Origin of the sequence: Parasedimentitalea maritima, assembly GCF_005771405.1 — a bacterium.
In the GTDB taxonomy this organism is placed as follows: domain Bacteria; phylum Pseudomonadota; class Alphaproteobacteria; order Rhodobacterales; family Rhodobacteraceae; genus Parasedimentitalea; species Parasedimentitalea maritima.
The window spans coordinates 554,136-575,575 of record NZ_VAUA01000001.1 but is presented as its reverse complement, the minus strand read 5'-3'; the positions used below and the strand labels follow the sequence as shown (position 1 = coordinate 575,575).

General features: G+C 56.6%; 23 protein-coding genes. 12 read left to right on the top strand and 11 right to left on the bottom strand.

Annotation, left to right across the window (positions count from 1 at the left end; genetic code table 11):
• Positions 1-5: 5 nt before the first annotated feature.
• The 3 genes from FEE96_RS02915 to FEE96_RS02905 form a co-directional block, all read right to left on the bottom strand.
• A complete protein-coding gene (locus FEE96_RS02915) occupies positions 6-1,625 on the bottom strand; it encodes a tripartite tricarboxylate transporter permease (protein ID WP_138161489.1) in 1,620 nt (539 codons plus the stop codon).
• Complete coding sequence (locus tag FEE96_RS02910; protein ID WP_138161488.1) at positions 1,625-2,155, bottom strand: tripartite tricarboxylate transporter TctB family protein; 531 nt, start codon at positions 2,153-2,155, stop codon at positions 1,625-1,627. The genes FEE96_RS02915 and FEE96_RS02910 overlap by 1 nt, the downstream gene beginning before the upstream one ends.
• Positions 2,156-2,216: 61 nt before the next feature.
• Positions 2,217-3,161 carry a tripartite tricarboxylate transporter substrate binding protein gene (locus FEE96_RS02905; RefSeq protein ID WP_138161487.1) on the bottom strand — a complete coding sequence of 315 codons (945 nt, stop codon included), beginning with the start codon at positions 3,159-3,161 and terminating at the stop codon, positions 2,217-2,219.
• Positions 3,162-3,326: 165 nt separating this feature from the next.
• Between FEE96_RS02905 and FEE96_RS02900 the strand changes: the two genes are divergently transcribed.
• Positions 3,327-4,106 (top strand): IclR family transcriptional regulator, encoded by a 780-nt coding sequence (locus FEE96_RS02900; protein WP_138161486.1) that lies wholly within the window; start codon positions 3,327-3,329, stop codon positions 4,104-4,106.
• Between the two features lie 61 nt (positions 4,107-4,167).
• Positions 4,168-5,523 carry an aspartate aminotransferase family protein gene (locus FEE96_RS02895; RefSeq protein WP_138161485.1) on the top strand — a complete coding sequence of 452 codons (1,356 nt, stop codon included), beginning with the start codon at positions 4,168-4,170 and terminating at the stop codon, positions 5,521-5,523.
• A gap of 144 nt (positions 5,524-5,667) precedes the next feature.
• Here FEE96_RS02895 and FEE96_RS02890 read toward each other — a convergent pair whose 3' ends face one another.
• The 4 genes from FEE96_RS02890 to FEE96_RS02875 form a co-directional block, all read right to left on the bottom strand.
• Entirely contained in the window at positions 5,668-6,063 is a 396-nt protein-coding gene (locus FEE96_RS02890) for a hypothetical protein (protein ID WP_138161484.1), read from the bottom strand.
• 34 nt (positions 6,064-6,097) lie between these two features.
• Complete coding sequence (locus FEE96_RS02885; protein ID WP_138161483.1) at positions 6,098-6,412, bottom strand: 2Fe-2S iron-sulfur cluster-binding protein; 315 nt, start codon at positions 6,410-6,412, stop codon at positions 6,098-6,100.
• A gap of 12 nt (positions 6,413-6,424) precedes the next feature.
• Positions 6,425-7,714 carry a type I glutamate--ammonia ligase gene (locus FEE96_RS02880; RefSeq protein ID WP_138161482.1) on the bottom strand — a complete coding sequence of 430 codons (1,290 nt, stop codon included), beginning with the start codon at positions 7,712-7,714 and terminating at the stop codon, positions 6,425-6,427.
• 113 nt (positions 7,715-7,827) lie between these two features.
• Positions 7,828-9,087: a cytochrome P450 gene (locus FEE96_RS02875; protein ID WP_138161481.1), complete on the bottom strand. Its 1,260-nt coding sequence runs from the start codon at positions 9,085-9,087 to the stop codon at positions 7,828-7,830.
• A 100-nt stretch (positions 9,088-9,187) separates the two neighbouring features.
• Between FEE96_RS02875 and FEE96_RS02870 the strand changes: the two genes are divergently transcribed.
• On the top strand, positions 9,188-9,877 hold the full coding sequence (locus FEE96_RS02870; RefSeq protein ID WP_246079253.1) for a type 1 glutamine amidotransferase: 690 nt from the start codon (positions 9,188-9,190) through the stop codon (positions 9,875-9,877).
• Between the two features lie 51 nt (positions 9,878-9,928).
• Here the strand turns inward: FEE96_RS02870 and FEE96_RS02865 are convergent, their stop codons facing one another.
• From FEE96_RS02865 to FEE96_RS02855, 3 genes are all read right to left on the bottom strand, one after another.
• Entirely contained in the window at positions 9,929-10,579 is a 651-nt protein-coding gene (locus FEE96_RS02865) for a GntR family transcriptional regulator (protein ID WP_138161479.1), read from the bottom strand.
• A 130-nt stretch (positions 10,580-10,709) separates the two neighbouring features.
• A complete protein-coding gene (locus FEE96_RS02860; RefSeq protein ID WP_138161478.1) occupies positions 10,710-11,012 on the bottom strand; it encodes a DUF2834 domain-containing protein in 303 nt (100 codons plus the stop codon).
• A gap of 11 nt (positions 11,013-11,023) precedes the next feature.
• Positions 11,024-12,664, bottom strand: coding sequence for a sulfatase-like hydrolase/transferase (locus tag FEE96_RS02855; protein WP_138161477.1), 1,641 nt, complete (start codon positions 12,662-12,664; stop codon positions 11,024-11,026).
• A gap of 244 nt (positions 12,665-12,908) precedes the next feature.
• Between FEE96_RS02855 and FEE96_RS02850 the strand changes: the two genes are divergently transcribed.
• The 9 genes from FEE96_RS02850 (at position 12,909) to FEE96_RS02810 (ending at position 19,740) form a co-directional block, all read left to right on the top strand.
• Positions 12,909-13,436 (top strand): GNAT family N-acetyltransferase, encoded by a 528-nt coding sequence (locus FEE96_RS02850; protein WP_138161476.1) that lies wholly within the window; start codon positions 12,909-12,911, stop codon positions 13,434-13,436.
• Positions 13,437-13,472: 36 nt separating this feature from the next.
• Complete coding sequence (locus FEE96_RS02845; RefSeq protein WP_138161475.1) at positions 13,473-13,934, top strand: GNAT family N-acetyltransferase; 462 nt, start codon at positions 13,473-13,475, stop codon at positions 13,932-13,934.
• A gap of 133 nt (positions 13,935-14,067) precedes the next feature.
• Positions 14,068-15,270, top strand: coding sequence for a 3-oxoadipyl-CoA thiolase (gene pcaF / locus FEE96_RS02840; RefSeq protein ID WP_138161474.1), 1,203 nt, complete (start codon positions 14,068-14,070; stop codon positions 15,268-15,270).
• A gap of 13 nt (positions 15,271-15,283) precedes the next feature.
• Positions 15,284-16,261, top strand: a complete 978-nt coding sequence (paaA, locus tag FEE96_RS02835) for a 1,2-phenylacetyl-CoA epoxidase subunit PaaA (RefSeq protein ID WP_138161473.1) — start codon at positions 15,284-15,286, stop codon at positions 16,259-16,261.
• Positions 16,262-16,281: 20 nt separating this feature from the next.
• Positions 16,282-16,566 carry a 1,2-phenylacetyl-CoA epoxidase subunit PaaB gene (paaB, locus tag FEE96_RS02830; protein ID WP_138161472.1) on the top strand — a complete coding sequence of 95 codons (285 nt, stop codon included), beginning with the start codon at positions 16,282-16,284 and terminating at the stop codon, positions 16,564-16,566.
• The gene (gene paaC / locus FEE96_RS02825) at positions 16,566-17,327 is read left to right on the top strand and encodes a 1,2-phenylacetyl-CoA epoxidase subunit PaaC (RefSeq protein WP_138161471.1); all 762 of its coding nucleotides are present in this window, start codon (positions 16,566-16,568) and stop codon (positions 17,325-17,327) included. The genes paaB and paaC overlap by 1 nt, the downstream gene beginning before the upstream one ends.
• 80 nt (positions 17,328-17,407) lie before the next feature.
• Positions 17,408-17,881, top strand: coding sequence for a 1,2-phenylacetyl-CoA epoxidase subunit PaaD (paaD, locus tag FEE96_RS02820; RefSeq protein ID WP_138161470.1), 474 nt, complete (start codon positions 17,408-17,410; stop codon positions 17,879-17,881).
• A gap of 10 nt (positions 17,882-17,891) precedes the next feature.
• Positions 17,892-18,965, top strand: coding sequence for a 2Fe-2S iron-sulfur cluster-binding protein (locus FEE96_RS02815; protein WP_138161469.1), 1,074 nt, complete (start codon positions 17,892-17,894; stop codon positions 18,963-18,965).
• A 13-nt stretch (positions 18,966-18,978) separates the two neighbouring features.
• Positions 18,979-19,740: a Phenylacetic acid catabolic protein gene (locus tag FEE96_RS02810; protein WP_138161468.1), complete on the top strand. Its 762-nt coding sequence runs from the start codon at positions 18,979-18,981 to the stop codon at positions 19,738-19,740.
• Positions 19,741-19,807: 67 nt separating this feature from the next.
• On the opposite strand, the gene FEE96_RS02805 is transcribed toward FEE96_RS02810, so the two are convergent.
• Entirely contained in the window at positions 19,808-20,701 is an 894-nt protein-coding gene (locus tag FEE96_RS02805; RefSeq protein WP_138161467.1) for a DMT family transporter, read from the bottom strand.
• Positions 20,702-21,440 lie beyond the last annotated feature (739 nt).

The window sequence follows — 21,440 nt, the reverse complement described above, 5'->3', positions numbered from 1 at the left end:
CGTGGTTAGAACAGATCCGTCAATCGGCGAAGTAACTTGGAGTGGCGCGCCCGAACCTGCTTGCCCCTTCCCTTCAAGAAAGAGCTTTTGCGGCGCAACATCAGCCCGCCGAAGTTTGTTGATGAGGTTTTGGTCTGCCATTCGGCCTCCTTGCGTTCTTTGCGGTCCTTCAACACGCGGATGGTATGGGCCACCAGAACGATAACGATGATGAGAAACAGGATGAACGAAACTGGGCGATCGATGAAGTCCAGCGGTTCTTTCACGCGGGCCATGCCAGCCCGTAATTTGACTTCCATGATTCCGCCCAAAACCACGCCCAGAATGATCGGCACCGCAGGCAAGGACAGCCGTTTCAGGATATAGCCAATCATGCCAAAGGCAGCGGCCATAACGCAGTCGGTGGCCGAATTACGCAGGCTATAGACCCCGACAAAACTGAGGGTCAGGATACAGACGCCAAGGAAACGGTTGGGGATCTTCACCACTTTGATCAGTGATTTAGTCGCCATCAGCAGGAATATCAGCACCAACACATTCAGGATCAGCAGGGCCAGATACAGCGCCACCACAAAATCCATGCGGTTCTGGAACAAGGCCGGACCCGGCACCACGTTGTGCACGTAGAACACCGACAGCATCATTGCAGTCAGCGCCTCGCCCGGAATGCCCAACGCGAGCAGTGGTACCATGGCAGCCGCGGGCACTGCGTTGTTGGCCGTCTCAGCCGCGATCAGACCCTCGGAGGAGCCATTGCCAAAATCCTGCGGCCGTTTGGAGGTTTTTTGAGCGTAAGTATAGGACATGAACTGAGCGGTGAATTCTCCCACGCCCGGGATCATCCCCATCAGCACACCAAAACTGGCCGACACAGTAGCAATGCGCGGGTGACGAGACAGTTCGCGCATGCCCTGGAACATGCCGCCACGCAGTTTGGTAATGTGCACCTTTTCGTCTTCATCCATCAGCAGGACAAAGGCTTGGGACAGAGCAAACAGGCCCAGCACCACCACAATCAGGTTAATACCACTACCCAGGAAATCCTGATCAAAGGTATAGCGCTGCGAGTATTTCACCGGTTCCAGCCCGATGGTCTGGATAAAGATACCAAAGGCCGCCAATGCGCCGGCAATCAATGCCTGGCCACGGTGGGCGACAACCACCAGAATGATACCCAACAAGGCCGCGAGGAAGATTTCACGCGAGCCAAACAGCGGGGCCACCTTGGCCAGCAAGGGGGCAAACAGGATCAGGCAGACCACGGAGAACACGCCGCCATAGAAGCTGGCCGAGTAAGCCAGCGACAACGCGCGCCGCGGTTCACCCCGTGCGGTCATCGGGTAGCCATCATAGGTGGTCAGCGCGTTCACTGCGGTACCGGGCGTATTAATCAGGATCGCCGGTATCGCTCCGCCATACATCGAAGATCCATAAATCCCCAGCAGCACGGTCAGACCAACAATCGGGTCCATCGAAAACGTAGCGGGCAACAGGATGGCGATGGCCACCGCCGGTCCAACGCCGGGTATGGCGCCAATCAGCACCCCTCCGACTGAGCCGGCCAGGAGCGCCAACGCCACGTCCCAACGCATGAGAATTTCGAAAGCGGAAAGAATAAGGTCCATCAGAGATACAGTATAAAGAAGCTGCGCAGAGCGCCGGGAAGATACTCATAGATTGCGCCGCCGGGGATTTTGACGCCCAGCAGGCTCTTGAACAGCACCACGGTCAGCACTGCAAAGCCAAGGCTCAGCCCCATCATCAACCGGCCGCGATAGCCCATGCGCCAGCTTAGCGCCGGAACAAAAGCCAGTGTCACTGGCAGATACCCAAGCAGTGGCACTGCCAGAACATAAACCATGAACCACAGCACATATTCGAGGACTTTACCCCAGTTGCGCACTTCGTGCATGTCATAGCGGCTGACCCGGCGCCATGGAAGCAGGTACAGATGCAAGCCACCCATGAGCAGCATGCCTCCTAAGCCAACCGCTGGCCAAAATCGGGGCTGGGCTACAAACTTTGTTTTCTCGACCCAACGGGTCTGGCCGGTGATCTGGCTGAGCAGCAGCAGGGCAATAACCACAAAGGTAAGGGCAAAAACCAGCTGTCCGCGTCGGGGTCCGACAAATCGGTGTTCACGTTCTGAGGGCATGTCAGGGATCTATCGTACAGTGTGGGCGGGCCAGAGGATGCTCCGCTGGCCCTGCCGTTGATTACTGAAGCAATTCGCCGATACGGGCGATGGTATCGATGTCGGCGGCCACACGAGTTGCCGATTCATCCGCACCCTGCCAATAGACCAGCGCGCCGGTTTCCTTGGCAACAGCCTGGGCACGGTCGCTCATCACGGTTTTCTGTGCCACAGCGATGATTTTCTCGCGGACGTCCTGTGGGGTATCCTTGGTCACGAACAGACCATTCCACAGTGCGATGTTCAGGCTATCGTCCAGCTCGCCAATGGTTGGAGCGTCCGGCACCAGTGCAATGCGTTCGTCTGTGATCGAGACCAGTACTTTGACCTGATCCAGGCAAGGCAGGATCAATTGCAGCGTAGTATTGATCACATCCGCATCACCTGAGGCCAGAGTGTTGCAATCCAGTGCGTCAAAGGCTGCGTCCGATCCCCACTGGAACCCGGCATTCACGGCAAAAGCCTTAGTCACCTGAGTAGGCGTCAACACATCACCAAAATGGCCCAGCGCCACATCGTTGGATTTGGCGTGCTCGGCCAGTTCAGCCATGGTCGAGTATGGCGCGTCGGCGCTGGTGGCGATGACAAATGGGTAGGTCAGGAAAATCCCAAGCGGATCAAACTTGGCTGGGGTCAGCGGCGGAATGTCGATCTGGTGGCCGACAACTGGCACGCCGATCACAAAGGACCCCACGGTGTACCCATCAGCTGGTGCATTGGCGACTTCGATCGCGCCGGGGAATGGGCCGCCACCGCCACCGGGTTTGTTCACCACGGCTGCTGCAACACCGTATTCCTTTTGGAAGTCATCCGCGATCATTCGGGTCAGCACGTCTTCCAGATCACCGGGAGGCCACGGTACGATGAAGTTGACCGGCTTTTCCGGATATTCGGCCAGTGCCGCACCAGCGGTGAGTGCGATGGCTGCTGTGGCCAATGCGCCCTTGAACAGGTTGCTCAGTTTCATGTGATCCTCCCAGATACATTTCAATAGCTGGTTCATTATTTGAACCGTTGGTTTGAATTTAGATTGACAGCCTACCCACTTATCTGTCAACAAAATTGCATCAACGGCGCATCTTTTTCCTGATGGGCCCTCCTGAGCACCCAGAAACGGAGCCCGTACAGCAACATGGGAACAGTATCCAAAGCCCTGTCTTTGCTGACATATTTCAATCACGGCAAGACCGAAATCGGTCTCAGTGATCTGACTCGCCTATCCGCGATGAACAAGGCAACTGTCTATCGGTTGATGACGGAATTGACGGAATCAGGATTCGTTGAGCAGGCAGGAAGTGACAGATCCTACCGACTGGGCCCACAAGTTCTGCGTCTTGCTGCGCTGCGTGAAGCCGCCGTTCCCATCCTGTCGGTGTCACGTCGGGTGTTGCGTGATCTGAGTGATGAAACTGGCGAAACCACCCACCTGTCACTTGTACAGGGCAGTCAGCTGAACTCCCTGTCGCATGCCTACTCACCACGCCATGCCACTAAAGTGATGATGGAAGACGCCGAGGTTCTGACCTATCATGGCACCGGTTCAGGACTTGCGGTGCTGGCCTATGCCGCGCCTGATTTTATCACCCAAGTGCTGGCACAGCCTTTGCAAACCCATACCGCGCAGACCGAAACCGACCCTGACCGGATCCGCAGCCAGATTGCATCCGTGCAGGCCTGCGGCATGGCACAGTCGATTGGGGGATTTGAGGCGGATGTGCATTCTCATGCGGTGCCGATATTTGGCCCCGACCAGCAGCCGATTGGCGCACTTGCCGTCGCTGCGCCAGTGTCCCGTATGAGTGCAGAGCAAAAGCAGCTGATTCCAGAGGCCCTGTACCGCGCGGGTCAGACCCTAACCCATCGCATTGGTGGGTCTTCGCCCGCCAGCTATCCGCAAAACGCGCCGGAATGACCCGCCGCCCCCCTATATTCAAAACCCCACCACAGCTGGGGTCCAGTCAGGAGCAAACCCGATGAAAGATTCCAACTTCCTCAAGGAAATGAACGCCCGCTCGATGTGGCACCCAATGACGCATCCGGCCGACAGCCATGCAAACCCGCCGGCCATCATCACTGGGGCCGCCGGTGTGCGCATCACCGACATCGACGGCCATGAAACCGTTGATGCTGTTGGCGGGCTGTGGAACGTCAACCTTGGGTTTTCTTGCCAGCCGATCAAAGACGCCATCGCTGCGCAGCTTGATGTTTTGCCCTATTACTCCACCTTTCGCGGCACCACCAACGACCAGGTGATCCAGCTGGCCGAAGAGCTGCGCACCTTCTTTGAGCCCGATGGGCTGACCCGCGCCTTTTTCACCTCAGGCGGATCGGATTCGGTGGAAACCGCGCTGCGACTGGCGCGGCAGTACCACAAGATTCGCGGTGAAGCTGGGCGCACCAAATTTCTGAGCCTGAAAAAGGGCTACCACGGCACCCACATGGGAGGCGCTTCGGTCAATGGGAACGCCAACTTCCGCACCCAGTACGAACCGCTGTTGCCCGGCTGCTTTCATATTCCCGCGCCTTACACCTATCGCAACCCGTTTAAAGAGAGCGACCCGGAGCGACTGGCGCAACTGTGCCTTCAGGCGCTGGAAGACGAGATCGCGTTTCAGGGCGCCGGCACTATTGCAGCCTTCATCATGGAACCTATTCTGGGGGCTGGTGGTGTGATCCCCCCTCATGCCAGTTTTATGCCCGGCGTGCGTGAGATCTGTAGCCGCAATGGTATCCTACTGATTGCCGACGAGGTGATCACCGCTTTTGGTCGCACTGGCAGCTGGAGTGGCTCACGTCACTGGGGCGTGCAGCCTGATTTCATGTGCACCGCCAAGGCGATCACCAATGGCTATTTCCCCTTTGGCGCGGTGATGATCGCCGAAGGTGTGGCAGAGGTGTTTGAAAACGATACCACAGGCAAGGCCGCAATCGGCCATGGCTATACTTACTCCGGCCATCCAGTTGGCGCCGCTGCTGCACTGGCCTGCCTTGAGGAAACCAAACGCCTGAATGTACCGGACAATGCCGCTGCGCGCGGTACTCAGCTGCATCAGGGTCTGCTGGAGCTGCAAAAGAAATACAGCCTGATTGGTGATGTTCGTGGCGGACGTGGATTGATGTGCGCCCTGGAACTGGTCTCAGACCAGGCCAGCAAAACCCCTATCGACAAGAAAACCATCGGTGCGCTTCAGGAAGCAACCTATCAAGCCGGTGCAATGGTGCGGGTTTCGGGGCCCAATATCATCCTGTCACCGCCCTTGGTGCTGACTGAGAGTGACGCCAATGTCATTCTCACAGCGCTGGACGCCGGCTTTGCCGCTGTTGCCTGACCTTTCAGTAGGCCACAACCGCGCCCGGCCGTAGGAGGGGCGCCACCAGATACCATGGCGGGCCCGAAGCATGCTTCGGGCCCGCGCTGTTCATAGCGCCGCTGCGCGGCGCAGAGGTGAAAGACTGTCAGGTCCCGACGGACATCAGTTGTGGGATCCATCGCGGCGCCACAGCCCGAAAAGTGCGAGCCAATAGCCTGCAAACAGAGCCACTTGGATCCAATAGGGTATCGTACTTTGGTCTGGCGTTAAAACCTCAGCCAGGGCTTCGGAAAGGTTGACCGAAGACAATCCAAGAATCGTCACCCCCATGACCACCAGCGCAGTTGGCACCGCGTCGCGGCGACGCGCAGCTTGATAGAACAGCGCCACATAAGCCAGCACCGCGAAGCTGATGATCTTGTCCTGGTAGCCATAAAACGGGGTGTCGTAATACACGAACAGCAGTGGGTATTTCAGCCCAAAGAAATGCGCCGCTGCCATACAACAGAAATACAAAGCACCTGCCATAAAGGCGATACGTGTCAGAGAGGAGTTCATGGGGATGATTGCCTTGAAGGGTTTGTAATTCGTGTCAGGCCTCTGGCACAGCCAGAACCAACCCGTCCAGATCGGGGTGGGCCTCAATCTGACAGCTCAACCGGCTGTTGCTGCGGCGGTCTCCGTCGGCCATGTCCAGCATGGCGTCCTCAAAATCACCAACCTCACCGGTTTTGTCCGCCCATGCATCGTCAACATAAACATGGCATGTGGCGCAGCTAAGCGTGCCACCACATTCGCCCACCACCCCTTGCACATTTTGTGCGACAGCCGCCTCCATCAGATTTTGGCCATAGTCGATTGTTGCCGCAACGGCAGAGCCGTCCGGCAGGTTCCAGGTCACTTTCATGTGGCTTACTCCTCAAACAAAATGAACATAGAAGTCGCGCAGCCCATCACCTTCGAGGTCCCGGGTTTTACGCACTTCTTTTTGCTTCATGTAGACATGGTTGGCGACCAGCTCCGCCCCCACCGCTTCAGTCAGGACTGTGTCGCGCTGCAGGTCCGCAGCGGCCCCTTTCAAATCGATTGCAGTGCCTTCGCGGGCATCTGTTCGGTCAAACCCATCACCGGTTTCCATCGGAGGCAGCTCATAGCCTTTTTCAAACCCCAGTCGCGCCGCCTGTAGCACTGCCGCTGTGGCGGTATAGGGGTTGGCCGAAGCATCTGCCATCCGGTGTTCCAACCGCGCCTTGGCCCCGCCCTCGGAACTGATACGGGTGGTCACATTGCGATGATCGCCGCCCCAGTTCTGCCAATAGCCCGACAGCGATCCCGGTTGCAGCCGCATATAGCTGTTGGCGGTGGGGGCAATCAGCCCGGCCAGCCCTTTGTGATGGTGGATCATCCCACTCAGGCAACCGCGAGCCAGGTCGTTCATATGCTCTGGCCCGCCGCGCGGGCCTGACGACAATGCATTGCCGCCCGCCTGATCCGCAAACGAGAAATTGACATGCATGCCAGAGCCACCGGCCTCGGGAATGGGTTTGGGCATAAAGGTCAGAACGATGCCATATTCCAGGGCAATTTCGCGCGCCATCAGGCGGAATAGCACAATATCATCTACCGCCTTGACCGCATCGCCAAAGGTCAAAACATATTCAAACTGTGGGCTGTCGAATTCAGCTGTGATCATTTCGAGCGAGAACCCCATCTCGTCCGCCATGGCCCAAATTCGATCATTGAATCGCAACGGATCGGCAAAGGGGCCAGTCCCATAAACTACCCCACCGGGGGCGTCATAGGGCACCAACCGCCCGTTGTCGTCGGCCTGCAGCGCAAAAGCCTCGAGCTCAATCCCGACCTTGGGGGTCAGCCCATGTTTCTGCCAATCTGCCACCGCCCGTTTCAGCGTGCCACGTGGGCACAACGGTAGTTTGGCACCCTCGTCATCATACAGGTCTCCCAACACAATTTTGGTTGAGGCATGCCAACTGTCGCGGATATCGTCATGGCGCCAGCGCAGCTCCATATCTGGTAAACCCTGTTTGACCAGCGATCCCGGCGCGTCCAGAAGGTCGCGGTCGTAGTGAGTACCAAAAACAGATCGGCAAAATCGGGTGCTGTCATCGCCAATTTTCGAATGTGGCAGGTATTTGCCACGCATAATGCTGAGATGATCGCAAAATAATGCGCGCAGACGGGTTTTCATATTGGTGTCCTTTCGAGTTGGACCAATTGGCATCTGAGTAAGGTGTCACGCCTGACCAATTCCGCCAAGGTCAGGCGTCGCCCGGCTTAGCAGCCAGGCAAACAACCCGATTGTTAAGCGCGTGTCACCCGCACCGGCAGCGATTTAATGCCGCCGACGAAGTTGGAGCGCAGGAACTGCTGCTGCCCATCGGGTTCGATAGATTTAATCCGCTTTGCCAGTTCCTGAAACAGGACTGTTACCTCCAACCGGGCCAGCCACATCCCCAGACAGACATGCGGACCGCCCTGCCCAAAGGCCAGGTGCTTATTGGGGCTACGCATCAAGTCGACCCGGAACGGATCGTCAAATACCGCTTCGTCGCGGTTGGCTGAGGACCACCAGTACAGCACCTTATCGCCTGCGCGGATAGTCTTGCCATGCATATCGACATCCTGCGTTGCCGTGCGCCGGAAATACAGAGCGGGCGTCGCCCAGCGAATGATCTCATCTGCCGCAGTGTCCCAAACATCTCCACCTGCCTGCATCTGCGCCACCAGTTCAGGTTGATGGCACAGGGCTTGAAGGCCGGCCGCAATGGAATAGCGGGTGGTGTCGTTTCCTGCCGCCACCACCAAACAGAAGAAGTTGCGGAACTCTGCATCTGATATCACCGAGCCATCTTTGGCGGGTTGCAGGATCATGTTGAGAATGCCCGAGGTGTCTCCGGTGGCCTCTTTCTTGGCCATCAGATCCTTGGCGTAAACGTACAGTTCTGCCCCAGCCGGAGAGTTGAAGGGCATCATCCGGAACTCATCCGTTTGCATTTTGTCCAGCACATGGCTGGTAAAGTCGGGGTCGGTATTGGCGATCAGCGCGTCGCCCTTTTCCACCAACCATGGCAGATCCTCTTGCGGCAAACCAACAACCCGGCCCAGCATCCGCATTGGCAGCTGACGTGCAATCTCTTTGACCGCATCAAAACTGCCCTTCTCCAAAGCTGGATCAAGGATTTCAGCGCAGAGGTCGCGGATTTCCTGCTCGTATTGCGCCATCATGGTTTTGGAAAATGCTTTGAGCAGTTTCATCCGGGTTTTGCTGTGCTCAGGCGCGTCTGTTTCCTGAAAAGTGCGCCGGGCCATATATTCTTCGTAGCTCTGGTCTTCCATGCGGATGCCCCGCGCCGAGGAAAACACCGCGGTGTTTTTGTTCATCGCAGCAATGTCGGCGTGGCGCGTGATCGACCAGTAGTTTTCACCACCTTCATATTCAGTCCAGTGCAACGGGTCATCGCGGCGCAGCCGAGCAAAGGTGTTGTGCGGTGCGCCCTGCGCAAAGGCATCGTGGCTACTGAGATCGGCATACCCGTCGTCAGTTGGCGTCCAAAGGGTCATGTTGGGCCTTTCCAGATTTACTTGCTTTGTGTATATTAATGACAGCTATAAATATGTAAATGAAAAACTTGTAGGTGAATCCATGCACTTGGCCATTCTGATGACCAATACCGATTCCGGAGACTTTGCCGATAGCCATCCCAAAGATGGCGAAAAGTTCACCAAACTGGTCCATATGGTACGTCCAGATTGGGAGGTTTCGGTTTTCTCGGTGAAGGACGGTGAATTCCCGGATGATATTGCGGGATTTGATGGTGCGATGATTACTGGCAGCCCAGCCTCTGTGCGTGGTGGTCATGACTGGATTCCGCCACTGTTGCAGTTGATCCGCGATATGAATGATAAGCGTCACCCTCTGTTTGGGGCCTGCTTTGGCCATCAGGCCATCGCATTGGCGCTGGGTGGGTCGATGGCGCGAAACCCAAAAGGTTGGGTGCATGGGTTAACCCGCAATACAATGGTGGCTCGTCCTGAATGGGTGCAAGACCTGCCAGACCAGGTTGGGCTTTATGGCTCACATATTGAATGCGTGACCGATCTACCGAAAGGCGCGGTGCAGATCGCTGAATCCGATACGATGATCACCGGATTTGCGATGGGCAACCATATTTATACAACCCAACATCACCCGGAAATGAGCCATGGTTTTATCTCTGCCCTAACCGAAGAATTGCGTTCAATTATTGGACCCGAAGTTTTTGAACGCGCCATAGAAAGTTTACAGGCCCAATCAGATCAACAGGTGTTTGCCGAAAGCATTGCCAGTTTTTTTGAACAGGGTCGTCGCTGATCAACGGTGCGTGCAAGCACGCACCCCGGCCAAAGCACTCAAACCGTGAGGTCAGCCAAGAGCCGCCAACAAGTCCATGACGGTTACCTGATCAAATTGAACATGGGACACCATCGCGGCCTCGGCCCCGGTACGATCATGCGCAAAGATCAAGGTGGCGATCTGACGGTGCTCCCGTGCGGATTGGGCGATTGAACCGGGGTAGCGGTAGCGCGCCCGGTAGTAGGCCATCAATTTACGGGCATTGGTCTTGATCATCTCAACCAAAAACGCATTTCCAGCGCCCAGTGCCACGGTCTCGTGAAACTTCAGATTCAGTTGGTAATAGCCATTGGGGTCACCGTCTCCCTTGGTTGCCGCGTGAACTTCGCAAGCAGCCACAGCTGCTTCCAGTGCCTCACCTTGTGCTGGTGACAATCGGCGAGCCGCAAGACCCGCGGCCTGGCCTTCCAAGCGGGCGTGGACCTCTAAAATAGCCAGAAACTCTTCCAGCGTTGGCTTGAACAGAACCGCACCTTTGCGGGGCAAACGCCGGATCAATCCAGTGGCTTCCAGCTGTATAAACACCTCACGCACAGGCGTACGGGACACACCATGGCGCGCCGCCAATCCGGCCTCGTCCAAGACATCTCCGGGATTCAACTGCCCACAATCAATATCCGCAAGGATTGCGTTCAAGAGCTGCTCTGTCTGCCCGGCCATAACTCTGCCCCGTTTGTGTTTTCCCTAGACTATTCGTGTTGTAATGCTGAAACAACAGAGAGAGTGTCATAGGGGCTCTGCCCCCGCCTTCGGCTCCCCCGCAGTGCTTTCAGCAAAAAGAAACCAAAGGTCAGGCGTCTTCTCGCATCCACAAATACAGGGGTAGCGCCAAAGATAGGCCAACTGTAAAACCTGCAGGCAGGACCAGCCACCAATGCTGCAGGCACCGTCGTTGGGCGTCCTGCCAGCTCCAAACCCAAAACACGACCATTGAGATCAACACATCGGCGGAAAACCCAGCCGCCGCGCCATTGGCAAACAGCCCCAGAATAAATGCACGAACATCAAATCCATTCAGGGCAAAGAACGAGCCGAAGAACAGCCAGGGCACAAGTGTCCCAATCGCGGCTGCAGCGGCGTAAAACCTGCGCATAGCTTTCTCTCTCACTGATCCGAGGTCTTCTGGGGCACAGGACCGAGGTATTTCACGGTCAGTCCGGCGTCAATTTCGTCCGGTTCATAGACCCCAAGCAAAATACCCTTGAGCCCCGATTTGCCGCGGCCTGAGATGATCTGCTCATCCGACAGTGTAATCCGTTGAGACATTCGCAGCGACCATTGGTGCAACCTTTCGTACATCATCTTAAGGACGTCAGCATGTTCTGCACTGGTACCGAGGTCGACCAGCTCGTTGGGATCGGTTTCCAGGTCAAACAGCATGGGCCGCAAACCGCCTTCGGCGTGCATCAACTTCCAGCGATGATCCGTCACCATGAACAGTCGGGCATCTTTGGGTGCCAATCCCAGTTTTGCGCTCAATGGCATTGTGGAATAGTCGAATTCAGCAACCGCATAATCGCGCCACTCCGGGTTTTGGCCGTGAAGCCAAGGCTGTAACGACCGCCCTTCCAGAATATGCGGCACAGGCGCACCGCCCGCGACCTCCAGAAAGGTTGGTGCCAGATCAATTGCCTCGACCAGTGCATCACAGGTGGTGCCGCGGCTGACGTCGGCCTGTTTTCGTGGGTCATAGATGATCAGTGGCACCTTGATCGACGGCTCATGAAACAGGTTCTTTTCGCCCAGCCAGTGATCACCCAGATAATCGCCATGATCCGAGGTCACTACAATCATGGTGTCCTGCATTTGGCCGCTCTGTTCCAGATAGGCAAACAGCCGTCCCATCTGATCATCGGCCTGTTTGATCAGCCCCATATAGGCCGGGATCACCTTCTTGCGGACTTCATCCCGAGAGAAGGCCTTGCCGATCTGGTTGTTCATCATCCCATCAAACACCGGGTGCGCATCCTCGCGTTCAGCATCCGAGCGTACGACGGGCAGCACATGTTCCGGGCCATACATATCGTGATACGGCGCGGGCACGATATAGGGCCAATGGGGTTTGATATAGCTGAGATGCGCGCACCACGGACCTGTCGCCTGCTCTATAAACTCTATCGCTTTGGTGGTGAGCCAGGGCGTTTCACTGTCTTCTTCAGCAATATTGGCAGGTTTGTCGGCATTGGCCATAAACCAACCCGACGCAATGTCATCGCCTTCTACCCCGGCATTGGCAAAATCATTCCACGGATTATCGCCAGGATAACCTTTGGATTTCAGGTACTCATTATAAGGGCTGCGTTTTGCGTCATAGAAACCGTCCGGCCCTTCAGCCCAGAGCCCATCGTCGCGCACCCAGGGGTCAAAGCCACACTCGCTTTGGCGCACCCCGATCACACTGTCCGGGGCCAGCCCCAGCCGTTCCATGCCTTCAGCATCCGCCACCATGTGCGTCTTGCCGATCAGGTGACAGCTCATCCCCGCCTTGCGGAGATGATCACCAATTGTCCACTCCCCCACCCGCAGCGGGTAGCTGTTGAACTGCACCCCGTGGCTGGAAGGATAGCGGCCGGTATAGCTGCTCATTCTGGACGAGCCACAGGTGGGGGACTGTACATAGGCCCGGGTGAAGCGGACTCCTTTGGCGGCCAGTGCATCGATATGCGGGGTGTGCAGATGCGGATGACCGGCGCAGCTAAGGTAGTCGAACCGCAACTGGTCAAACATGATGTAGAGAATGTTCATATTGGCCCTCCCCCGGCGCAGTCTATCTGATGAACAAGTGAAGCAAAAAGGCGGTGACCGCAAACCCGATTACGCTGTACTGAGCCTTATGATGGAAAGCGACTTCTTCTCGCAACCTCGGTCCAACGCTAACCTGCACTGGTTGAAACATTCCCAAATCGCAAAATGGAATTGATCTCGCTTTTTCAATATCCCCGTCCTAGCCTGCCCAAATTGCATTTCCCATTTTGCCGAGTTTTGTTTCATGCCAGCCCTTCCAGCTACACTCTCCATACGTCCTGCCCGCCCCTCAGACTGTTCCAGTCTTGCGGCCCTTTCGATTGAGGTCTGGCTCGGCACCTATATCCGCGAAGGCGTAAATGCGTTCTTTGCCGACTATGTCTTGGCCCACTACACCGTCGAACAGTTCGCCAAGACTCTGAAAGATCCGGCCGAACGCGTGCTGGTTTCCGAAAATTCGATTGGGATTGATGGCTACATCCGGATCACCAACGACCAGCCCTGCCCCGCCGACCATCCGTCAACTACCGAGGTCACAACCCTATACGTGCAACCGCGACACCATGGAAAAGGCATTGGCCAAGAATTGCTGCGCGCTGGACTGGATCTCTGCCGAGAGATCGAATGGGACACACCGTGGTTGGCTACGAACTCCGAAAATACCAATGCACTTTCGTTTTATAAAAGGCAGGGCTTCACAATTGTAGGGCAGACCCATTTTGAAATCGAGGATCAGCGATATTGCAACGAGGTTTTCGCTGTATGCGCATGATCAATTGGCTTCCTTAGACGCAAACAGGTAAAAATCATGATTATCAGACCCTCTCTTCCTACAGATGCACCGGGTATCAGTCGCGTCTTGACTGCGTTAACGGCCGTAGGTCTTCGCCGGTCGCCAAGTGACACCGGTTTTGCCCTTAACAATTACATCGAAAACCCAAACGGGATTGAATGCAGCGTGGCGACTGATCCAGAGGGTGTTATTTTGGGCTTTCAGGCTCTTTTGATGGCGGTTGAGGGGAACCAATACGGGGTGACACCTGGATGGGGTGTCATTGGCACCCATATTCATCCGGAGGCAATCCGCCAGGGCATTGGCGGCAAGTTATTCACCGCGACGCGTAGTGCAGCCTTGAAAGGCGATTTAAAATACATCGATGCAACGATCCAAAACTACAATACCGGCGGTTTGGCCTATTATGAGTCAGTAGGCTTTCGCACCTACGAGACAAACGAAGGCGCAATCCGCAAGGTCTATGATCTCAGCTGAGCTCACAGACATGTTACAAGAAATCTAAACTTTAGAATTTTTTGTTACATTTATCTTGCCGCGAATCGCATTACTTTCTATTACTGACCTAACGGTCGGCTTATTAAATGCCGCAATAGGAGACGCGAACACCATGGATGCATTTATCTGCGACGCTACCCGGACCCCGATTGGACGATATGGCGGGGCGTTATCCTCAGTTCGCACCGACGATCTTGCTGCTACTCCAATTGCCGCGCTGAAGGCCCGTAATCCACAAGTGGACTGGGCCAGCATCGATGATGTCATCTATGGTGACGCCAACCAGGCTGGCGAAAGCAACCGCAACGTGGCCCGCATGGCAGCCCTTTTGGCAGGTCTGCCAACGGATGTTCCCGGCACCACCATCAACCGGCTTTGTGCATCAGGCATGGATGCGGTTGGCATGGCGTCTCGCGGGATCCGCGCTGGCGACTATGACATGGCCATCGCTGGCGGTGTTGAAAGCATGAGCCGCGCACCCTTTGTGATGCCCAAGCAGACCGCAGCCTTTGGCCGCAGCAACGCGGTGTATGACACCACTATCGGTTGGCGGTTCGTGAACAAGAAGATGCACGAAATGTACGGCACCGACTCGATGCCGCAGACAGCAGACAATGTGGCCGCCGACTACAATATCAACCGCGAAGATCAGGATGCCTTTGCCGCGCGATCACAAGCCCGGTGGGCTGCTGCACATGAAGCGGGTGTATTTGGAGATGAAATTACGCCCGTCCATGTGCCGCAGCGCAAGGGCGATCCGGTTGTTGTCGATACGGATGAACATCCCCGTCCCGGCACAGGTGCTGATAAGCTTGCCAAACTGCGTGGCGTCAACGGTCCAGACATGACCGTGACAGCAGGCAATGCCTCCGGCGTAAATGACGGTGCGGCCGCGATCCTGATGGCCAATGAGGCCGCTGCCACCGAAAATGGTCTGAAGCCAATGGCGCGGATTGTTGGCATGGCTGCCGCCGGGGTTGAGCCGCGTATCATGGGCATCGGCCCGGTTCCCGCCACCCGCAAGGTGCTGGCCCGCACAGGGCTGACCATTGAGCAGATGGATGTGATAGAATTGAACGAAGCCTTTGCCTCTCAGGGCTTGGCCACCTTACGGGAACTTGGACTAGACGACGACGCACCCCATGTTAACCCCAATGGCGGCGCAATCGCACTTGGCCACCCACTTGGTATGTCCGGTGCCCGTTTGGTGCTGACCGCCGCTTATCAGTTGCAACGCACGGGCGGGCGCTATGCGCTGTGCACCATGTGTGTTGGCGTTGGACAGGGCACCGCCCTGATCCTGGAACGCGTTTAAGGGAGATCTGACTATGTATGCACAGATGGTAAAAACCGAAGCCGCCCAGGACGACCCCGAGAAGCTAGCAGCTTTTCAGGCGCGCATTGATGCCGGGGAAAAGATCGAACCCAAGGACTGGATGCCTGCGGCCTATCGCAAAACTCTGATCCGTCAGATTGGCCAGCACGCCCACAGCGAAATCGTGGGTCAGCTGCCCGAAGGCAACTGGATTACCCGCGCGCCGACATTGGAGCGCAAGGCGATCCTGCTCGCCAAGGTTCAGGACGAGGCCGGCCACGGATTGTACCTGTACTGTGCTGCTGAAACGCTGGGTGTGAGCCGGGACGAGCTGACCGAGATGCTGCTGGATGGCCGCATGAAATACTCATCCATTTTCAACTATCCCACTCTGAACTGGTCGGATATCGGCGCAGTTGGCTGGCTGGTCGATGGTGCGGCGATCATCAATCAGGTGCCGCTACAGCGAACTTCGTTTGGCCCTTACAGCCGGGCAATGATCCGGGTCTGTAAGGAAGAAAGCTTTCACGCGCGGCAGGGGTTTGATGCCATTCGCAAAATGGCCGAGGGCACCCCTGAGCAAAAGAAAATGGCGCAGGATTCAGTCAACCGCCTGTGGTTCCCCGCGCTGATGATGTTTGGCCCTTCGGACAAGGACTCGGTGCATTCAGAGCAGTCCATGGCCTGGAAGATCAAGATGAACACCAATGACGAGCTGCGCCAGAAGTTCGTGGATCAGACCGTGCCACAGATCGAGTTCCTTGGCTTGGACCTGCCCGACCCCGGCACCAAATGGAACGAAGAACGCGGTCACTATGATTACACCGACCCTGACTGGTCCGAGTTCTTTGACGTGATCAAGGGCAACGGCCCCTGCAATGTTGATCGGCTCGCCGCCCGTAACAAGGCCTGGGATGACGGCGAATGGGTTCGCGAAGGTCTGATGGCCCACGCCAAGAAAAAAGCCGCTGCCAAAATTGCAGCCGAATAAGTTCTCAAGGAGGAAATGACATGAAAAACGAATGGCCCCTTTGGGAAGTTTTCATCCGTGGACAGCACGGCATGAGCCACCGCCACGTTGGCAGCCTGCACGCCCCGGACGCGGAAATGGCGATCAAGAATGCGCGCGATGTCTACACTCGCCGCAACGAAGGTCTGTCAATCTGGGTTGTCGAGGCCAACCACATCGCCGCCTCCTCTCCCAGCGACAAAGGCCCGCTGTACGAACCCAGCGAGAGCAAAGTCTATCGCCACCCGACCTTTTTCGACATCCCTGACGAAGTGGGGGCAATGTAATGACTCGCGACGAGGCATTCCTGCAGTTCCTGCTGCGGATGGGCGATAACACCCTGGTCCTTGGCCACAGGGTCAGCGAATGGTGTGGCCATTCGCCGGTGCTAGAGGAAGACATCGCGCTGGCCAACACGGCGCTGGATCTGATTGGCCAGACACAGTTTTGGCTGGGCTTGGCCGGTGAGGTTCAGGGGGAGGGCAAGAGCGCTGATGACATCGCGTTCCTGCGCGACGTCTGGGATTTCCGCAATCTGCTTTTGGTCGAAATGCCAAACGGTGATTTTGGCCAGACCCTGATGCGTCAGTTCCTGTTTGATGCCTGGCATTCCATCCAGTTGGGTCGGTTGATGAAGTCATCCGATGACCGGGTCGCAGCCATTGCCGAAAAGGCCAGCAAAGAAGTGACCTATCATCTGGAACGCTCGGCTGACACCGTGGTAGGCCTGGGTGACGGCACCGAAGAAAGCCACCGCCGCATGCAAGAGGCCCTGGACTATCTGTGGCCCTATGTGGGTGAAATGTTCCAAGCGGATGACGTGGACGCCGAGATGGCAGCAGCTGGAATTGCTCCAGATCCTGCATCGCTGCGTGACGAATACGACACCCTGATCGGGCGCATTCTGGCAAATGCCACTTTGACCATTCCGGATAGCAGTTTTGGTCACAAAGGTGGCCGTACAGGCAAAATGCACACCGAACATCTGGGGCATCTTCTGACCCAAATGCAATGGCTGCAGCGCGCCTATCCCGGAGCCAACTGGTAGAAAACGCAAGTCAGGTAAGACAATTGCTCCGGCCTTTATTGGGCCGGAGAACGGGACAGCTTTAGCAAGAGGTTGGTCACATGACCGAGACAACCACACAGCCAAGCACAAGTCAGATCTGGGAGTGGTTGGACGCCGTGCCGGATCCGGAAATCCCCGTGATATCTCTGGTCGACCTCGGTATCATCCGAGGTGTCGAGTGGAACGGTGATGTGTTGGCTATCTCAGTAACCCCAACCTATTCCGGCTGCCCGGCTACCTCGATCATCAATCTGGATATCGAAACAGCATTACGCGACCACGGCATCGAAAAGCTGGAGCTGAAACGTCAGCTTTCCCCAGCCTGGACCACCGACTGGCTCTCTGACAAGGGCCGCGCCAAGCTGGAAGAATATGGCATCGCGCCGCCACAACCCGCAGGCGGTCCCGAACGCTGCCCTAACTGCCGCAGCAATAACGTTACCAAAGTCAGCCAGTTTGGCTCGACCCCGTGTAAGGCTCACTGGCGCTGCCAGGACTGCCTAGAACCTTTTGACTATTTCAAGTGCATCTGAGGAGACACCCATGGCGCGCTTTCATGACCTGACTGTTACCGACATCCACAAAACGATCCGCGACGCTGTTGTGGTGACACTGAAACCCGTCAATGGCGCGGCATCAGAGTTTGATTTCACCCAAGGCCAATACCTAACCTTTCGCCGTGACTTTGAAGGCGAAGAGTTGCGCCGGTCTTACTCGATCTGCGCGGGCAAGGATGAGGGCATCCTGCAGGTGGGCATCAAGCGTGTTGACGGCGGGGCCTTTTCGACCTGGGCCAATACCGATCTGAAGGTCGGTGATACCTTGCAAGCGATGCCACCGATGGGCAGCTTTTTCACTCCACTCGAAGACGGTGCACAAAAACAATACCTTGGCTTTGCCGGTGGGTCGGGCGTCACGCCAGTGCTGTCGATCCTGAAAACCACGCTCACGGCTGAACCCAACTCTCGCTTTACGCTGGTCTATGCAAATAAGGGTGTGAACACGATCATGTTCCGCGAGGAGCTGGAGGATCTGAAGAACCTCTATATGGGACGCTTGAACGTAATCCATATTCTGGAAAGCGACGCGCAGGAAATCGACCTGTTCACCGGTCTGGTGACCGAGGAGAAATGCGCCCAGCTGTTTGAGCACTGGATCGACATCGAGAACACCGACACTGCCTTTATCTGCGGCCCCGAGCCAATGATGCTGGGCATTGCATCCGCCCTGCGCACCGCGAGCATGGACGACGCCCAAATCAAATTCGAGCTGTTCGCCAGCTCGCAGCCCGGTCGCGCCAAGCGCAAGGTCAGTGCAGCAGATGCGGCCAGCGGCGGCAACCAGACCAAGGCGGCGATCACACTGGATGGCTCGACCCGCACCATTGAAATGGGCAAGGATCTGTCGATCCTCGATGCGGCACTTGAAAACGCGATGGACGCGCCTTTTGCCTGTAAGGCCGGGGTTTGTTCGACTTGCCGGTGCAAGGTGATTGAGGGCGAAGTGGAAATGGCCGCCAACCACGCACTTGAGGATTACGAGGTCGAAAAGGGCTATGTGCTGTCCTGTCAGGCCTATCCGGTGACCGACACCGTTGTTGTAGATTACGATCAATAGGGAGGACGCGACCATGGCAGACGACATGAGCATTGAAAGCTACCTAGCCGCTGGCGGCGTTCTGACCAGCCCCAGCAACACGCCCCCCCGTTACCGGGCAGAACTGATGAAGATCATGGCGATTTTTGTCGACAGCGAACTGGCCGGCACCGCTGGCTTTGCCGAAATGATCAACGCAGGCCCCGGCGTGCGGGATCGCATGGCCGCCGCGCAGATTGTGTTGGAAAAGACAGCGAACGCCAATCGTGTGCTCGAGCTGATGGGAGAGTTTGGCGCCAATACTGAGCGGTACGTCAGCCATCACCCCTGGACCACGCGCCTGCCCCGTGACGCCGACATCGGTCAGCAACGCAGTGACCACGATATGCGCTTGTCAGTTTTCAACTACCCACTTCATGGCTGGGCAGATGCGGTTGTGATGAACTTGTTGATGGGCCTTGCCGCTGCGGTGCAGCTTTCGGAACTCTCGCATGTCTCCTACCAACCCCTAGCCGAGGTATTTCGCACTATAGCCCCAATCGAGGCCGCGCATACCGAACTTGCTGACAAGGGTTTGGCGCTGCTGTCTGAACACGACGATCGCGCCGCGCTGCAACATTCCGTAAACTACTGGTGGCCCCGCGTCGCCGCCAGCTTTGGTGATGAGAGCTCGCAGAAGTTCGAGGGCCTCAAAGCCATGGGCCTGCGCAAGACCAGCAATGCCGTGCAAAAGACCCGCTGGCAGGACGAGGCCTCTGCCGCGCTGATAAAACATGGGTTGAAGCCAGCGCAGTGATCATCGGCGGGTAGATCTCCCGCCCGGCCAAAGGCATAAATGCCATGCCCCGTTGGGCATGGCGCGCCTAGCGGCGCGCACCCAGAACCTCCACTACACCTGCTGCAATGATCAGCAGACTCCCCGTGACTTGGCGCCAGCCAAACGGTTCCCCCGCCCAGATTGCAGCCGAAGCAACCCCGACCACCACCTCGCTCATCAGGAGCAGGCCAACGCGGCCCGGAGACAACAGGGTCGCGGGCCAGATTGTCAGAAACAGCATCGGCAGGACGTACAATGCGGCCAGCAGGGCCCAGGGCGTCGCGAGACCCACCATCGCGGCAGAGGGGACATTACCGAATTGCGCGCCGCCAAGCGCCACTAGCACCATCGACACAATCAGACTGCCCAGAATGAATGCAAAGACCTGCGTGGACACAGCCACCGCGCCCATACGATACAGCTGCAAAGTGCCAAAGGCCCAGGCCAGCCCTGAAAACAACGCAAGCACATCGCCCAGATTGCGCGGCAGAGGCAGGCTGTCACCGCCGCCCAACACCACCAGTAGCCCTATGAGGCCCAACACCAACGCTAACCCGCGCGCCAAAGTCAGTCGTTCGCTCAGCAACATCAACCCCAGCACTGTCCCCCAGACTGGCGTCAGGTAAAACAACAACACAGCACGCACCACGTCGGTCATCAGCAGGCTGGTAGAGTAGAGGCTGAATGCCCCACCGGTCAGCAGGCCGCAGAGTGTCAGTTGCCGCCAATGCGCAATCAACGATGCCCGCACAAGCCAAGCTAGCGGGAACAATAACAGCGTCGCGGCGCTATAGATCAGCATGCCCGGCCAAGCGCCTTCCAAGCCAAACCCGGCTAGAAACCGCAACGGCAGCCAGATCACTCCCCATAAGGCCCCACCCAACACCAACGCGGCGCTGGCGGCTTCTGATCGTACTGTCAAAGCGCGCAGCCTGTTCATACTATTTTCCAAGAAGACTGAATTGCGCCACCATGTCCACAACGCGGGGTCTACGCAAGCCTTAGACAGAGCAGTCGAACAGAGTTTGTGGACGCCCTATTGTGTCGCCAAAACCCACAGTGGAATCACACTCCCTGCCGCCGATGATTTTAGCGCGCAAGCATAACACTGGCTCAGCGTACGTGCGCTTGCAGTGCAGTCATCTTGTCAACGAAACAGGCCTCGATGGTACGCATCCACCCATAGTGCGCGAGGTCTGACAAACGTCGTGCCACATCAGCCCCTATCCGCACTCGGCAACGAGCCAACTCAAAAAACTAGCAGCAATAAACCATACCTATGCTAAACATCGAAGACGGAATTTTCTGACGATCGTTTAGTTCAATTCGAAGGCTTGATAGCACAATTATATATGTAAAAGTACCATGGGCAGAAGACGAAATCCACTCAGATGATCCTGATTGGCTCTACTATGAAGTCGACGAAGCCACAGACGTGGTTCACCGGATCGTCGAGTTGATTGACGACGGACGGGCAATACGTGACAGTATCAAACTTGCAGAGCGAGAAGGCCCAGACTGTCGCGAACCAAAATTTCGATCGCTCGTTCATGGTCCTTTTTTAAACAATCCGGAGACCCCCGAGCCGCTTACCCCCTCATCCCGAGAGGAATTTGAAAAGATGTGGAACAGCGCAACCGACAAGCCTTGGCCTGAATGAAAAGCCTTTCGACAGCAGC

What these genes read in the sequence shown, in the direction of transcription:
- FEE96_RS02915 (WP_138161489.1), bottom strand. Translation starts at nt 1,625, where the DNA reads ATGGACCTTATTCTTTCCGCTTTCGAAATTCTCATGCGTTGGGACGTG.
- FEE96_RS02910 (WP_138161488.1), bottom strand. Translation starts at nt 2,155, where the DNA reads ATGCCCTCAGAACGTGAACACCGATTTGTCGGACCCCGACGCGGACAG.
- FEE96_RS02905 (WP_138161487.1), bottom strand. Translation starts at nt 3,161, where the DNA reads ATGAAACTGAGCAACCTGTTCAAGGGCGCATTGGCCACAGCAGCCATC.
- FEE96_RS02900 (WP_138161486.1), top strand. Translation starts at nt 3,327, where the DNA reads ATGGGAACAGTATCCAAAGCCCTGTCTTTGCTGACATATTTCAATCAC.
- FEE96_RS02895 (WP_138161485.1), top strand. Translation starts at nt 4,168, where the DNA reads ATGAAAGATTCCAACTTCCTCAAGGAAATGAACGCCCGCTCGATGTGG.
- FEE96_RS02890 (WP_138161484.1), bottom strand. Translation starts at nt 6,063, where the DNA reads ATGAACTCCTCTCTGACACGTATCGCCTTTATGGCAGGTGCTTTGTAT.
- FEE96_RS02885 (WP_138161483.1), bottom strand. Translation starts at nt 6,412, where the DNA reads ATGAAAGTGACCTGGAACCTGCCGGACGGCTCTGCCGTTGCGGCAACA.
- FEE96_RS02880 (WP_138161482.1), bottom strand. Translation starts at nt 7,714, where the DNA reads ATGAAAACCCGTCTGCGCGCATTATTTTGCGATCATCTCAGCATTATG.
- FEE96_RS02875 (WP_138161481.1), bottom strand. Translation starts at nt 9,087, where the DNA reads ATGACCCTTTGGACGCCAACTGACGACGGGTATGCCGATCTCAGTAGC.
- FEE96_RS02870 (WP_246079253.1), top strand. Translation starts at nt 9,188, where the DNA reads ATGACCAATACCGATTCCGGAGACTTTGCCGATAGCCATCCCAAAGAT.
- FEE96_RS02865 (WP_138161479.1), bottom strand. Translation starts at nt 10,579, where the DNA reads ATGGCCGGGCAGACAGAGCAGCTCTTGAACGCAATCCTTGCGGATATT.
- FEE96_RS02860 (WP_138161478.1), bottom strand. Translation starts at nt 11,012, where the DNA reads ATGCGCAGGTTTTACGCCGCTGCAGCCGCGATTGGGACACTTGTGCCC.
- FEE96_RS02855 (WP_138161477.1), bottom strand. Translation starts at nt 12,664, where the DNA reads ATGAACATTCTCTACATCATGTTTGACCAGTTGCGGTTCGACTACCTT.
- FEE96_RS02850 (WP_138161476.1), top strand. Translation starts at nt 12,909, where the DNA reads ATGCCAGCCCTTCCAGCTACACTCTCCATACGTCCTGCCCGCCCCTCA.
- FEE96_RS02845 (WP_138161475.1), top strand. Translation starts at nt 13,473, where the DNA reads ATGATTATCAGACCCTCTCTTCCTACAGATGCACCGGGTATCAGTCGC.
- pcaF (WP_138161474.1), top strand. Translation starts at nt 14,068, where the DNA reads ATGGATGCATTTATCTGCGACGCTACCCGGACCCCGATTGGACGATAT.
- paaA (WP_138161473.1), top strand. Translation starts at nt 15,284, where the DNA reads ATGTATGCACAGATGGTAAAAACCGAAGCCGCCCAGGACGACCCCGAG.
- paaB (WP_138161472.1), top strand. Translation starts at nt 16,282, where the DNA reads ATGAAAAACGAATGGCCCCTTTGGGAAGTTTTCATCCGTGGACAGCAC.
- paaC (WP_138161471.1), top strand. Translation starts at nt 16,566, where the DNA reads ATGACTCGCGACGAGGCATTCCTGCAGTTCCTGCTGCGGATGGGCGAT.
- paaD (WP_138161470.1), top strand. Translation starts at nt 17,408, where the DNA reads ATGACCGAGACAACCACACAGCCAAGCACAAGTCAGATCTGGGAGTGG.
- FEE96_RS02815 (WP_138161469.1), top strand. Translation starts at nt 17,892, where the DNA reads ATGGCGCGCTTTCATGACCTGACTGTTACCGACATCCACAAAACGATC.
- FEE96_RS02810 (WP_138161468.1), top strand. Translation starts at nt 18,979, where the DNA reads ATGGCAGACGACATGAGCATTGAAAGCTACCTAGCCGCTGGCGGCGTT.
- FEE96_RS02805 (WP_138161467.1), bottom strand. Translation starts at nt 20,701, where the DNA reads ATGAACAGGCTGCGCGCTTTGACAGTACGATCAGAAGCCGCCAGCGCC.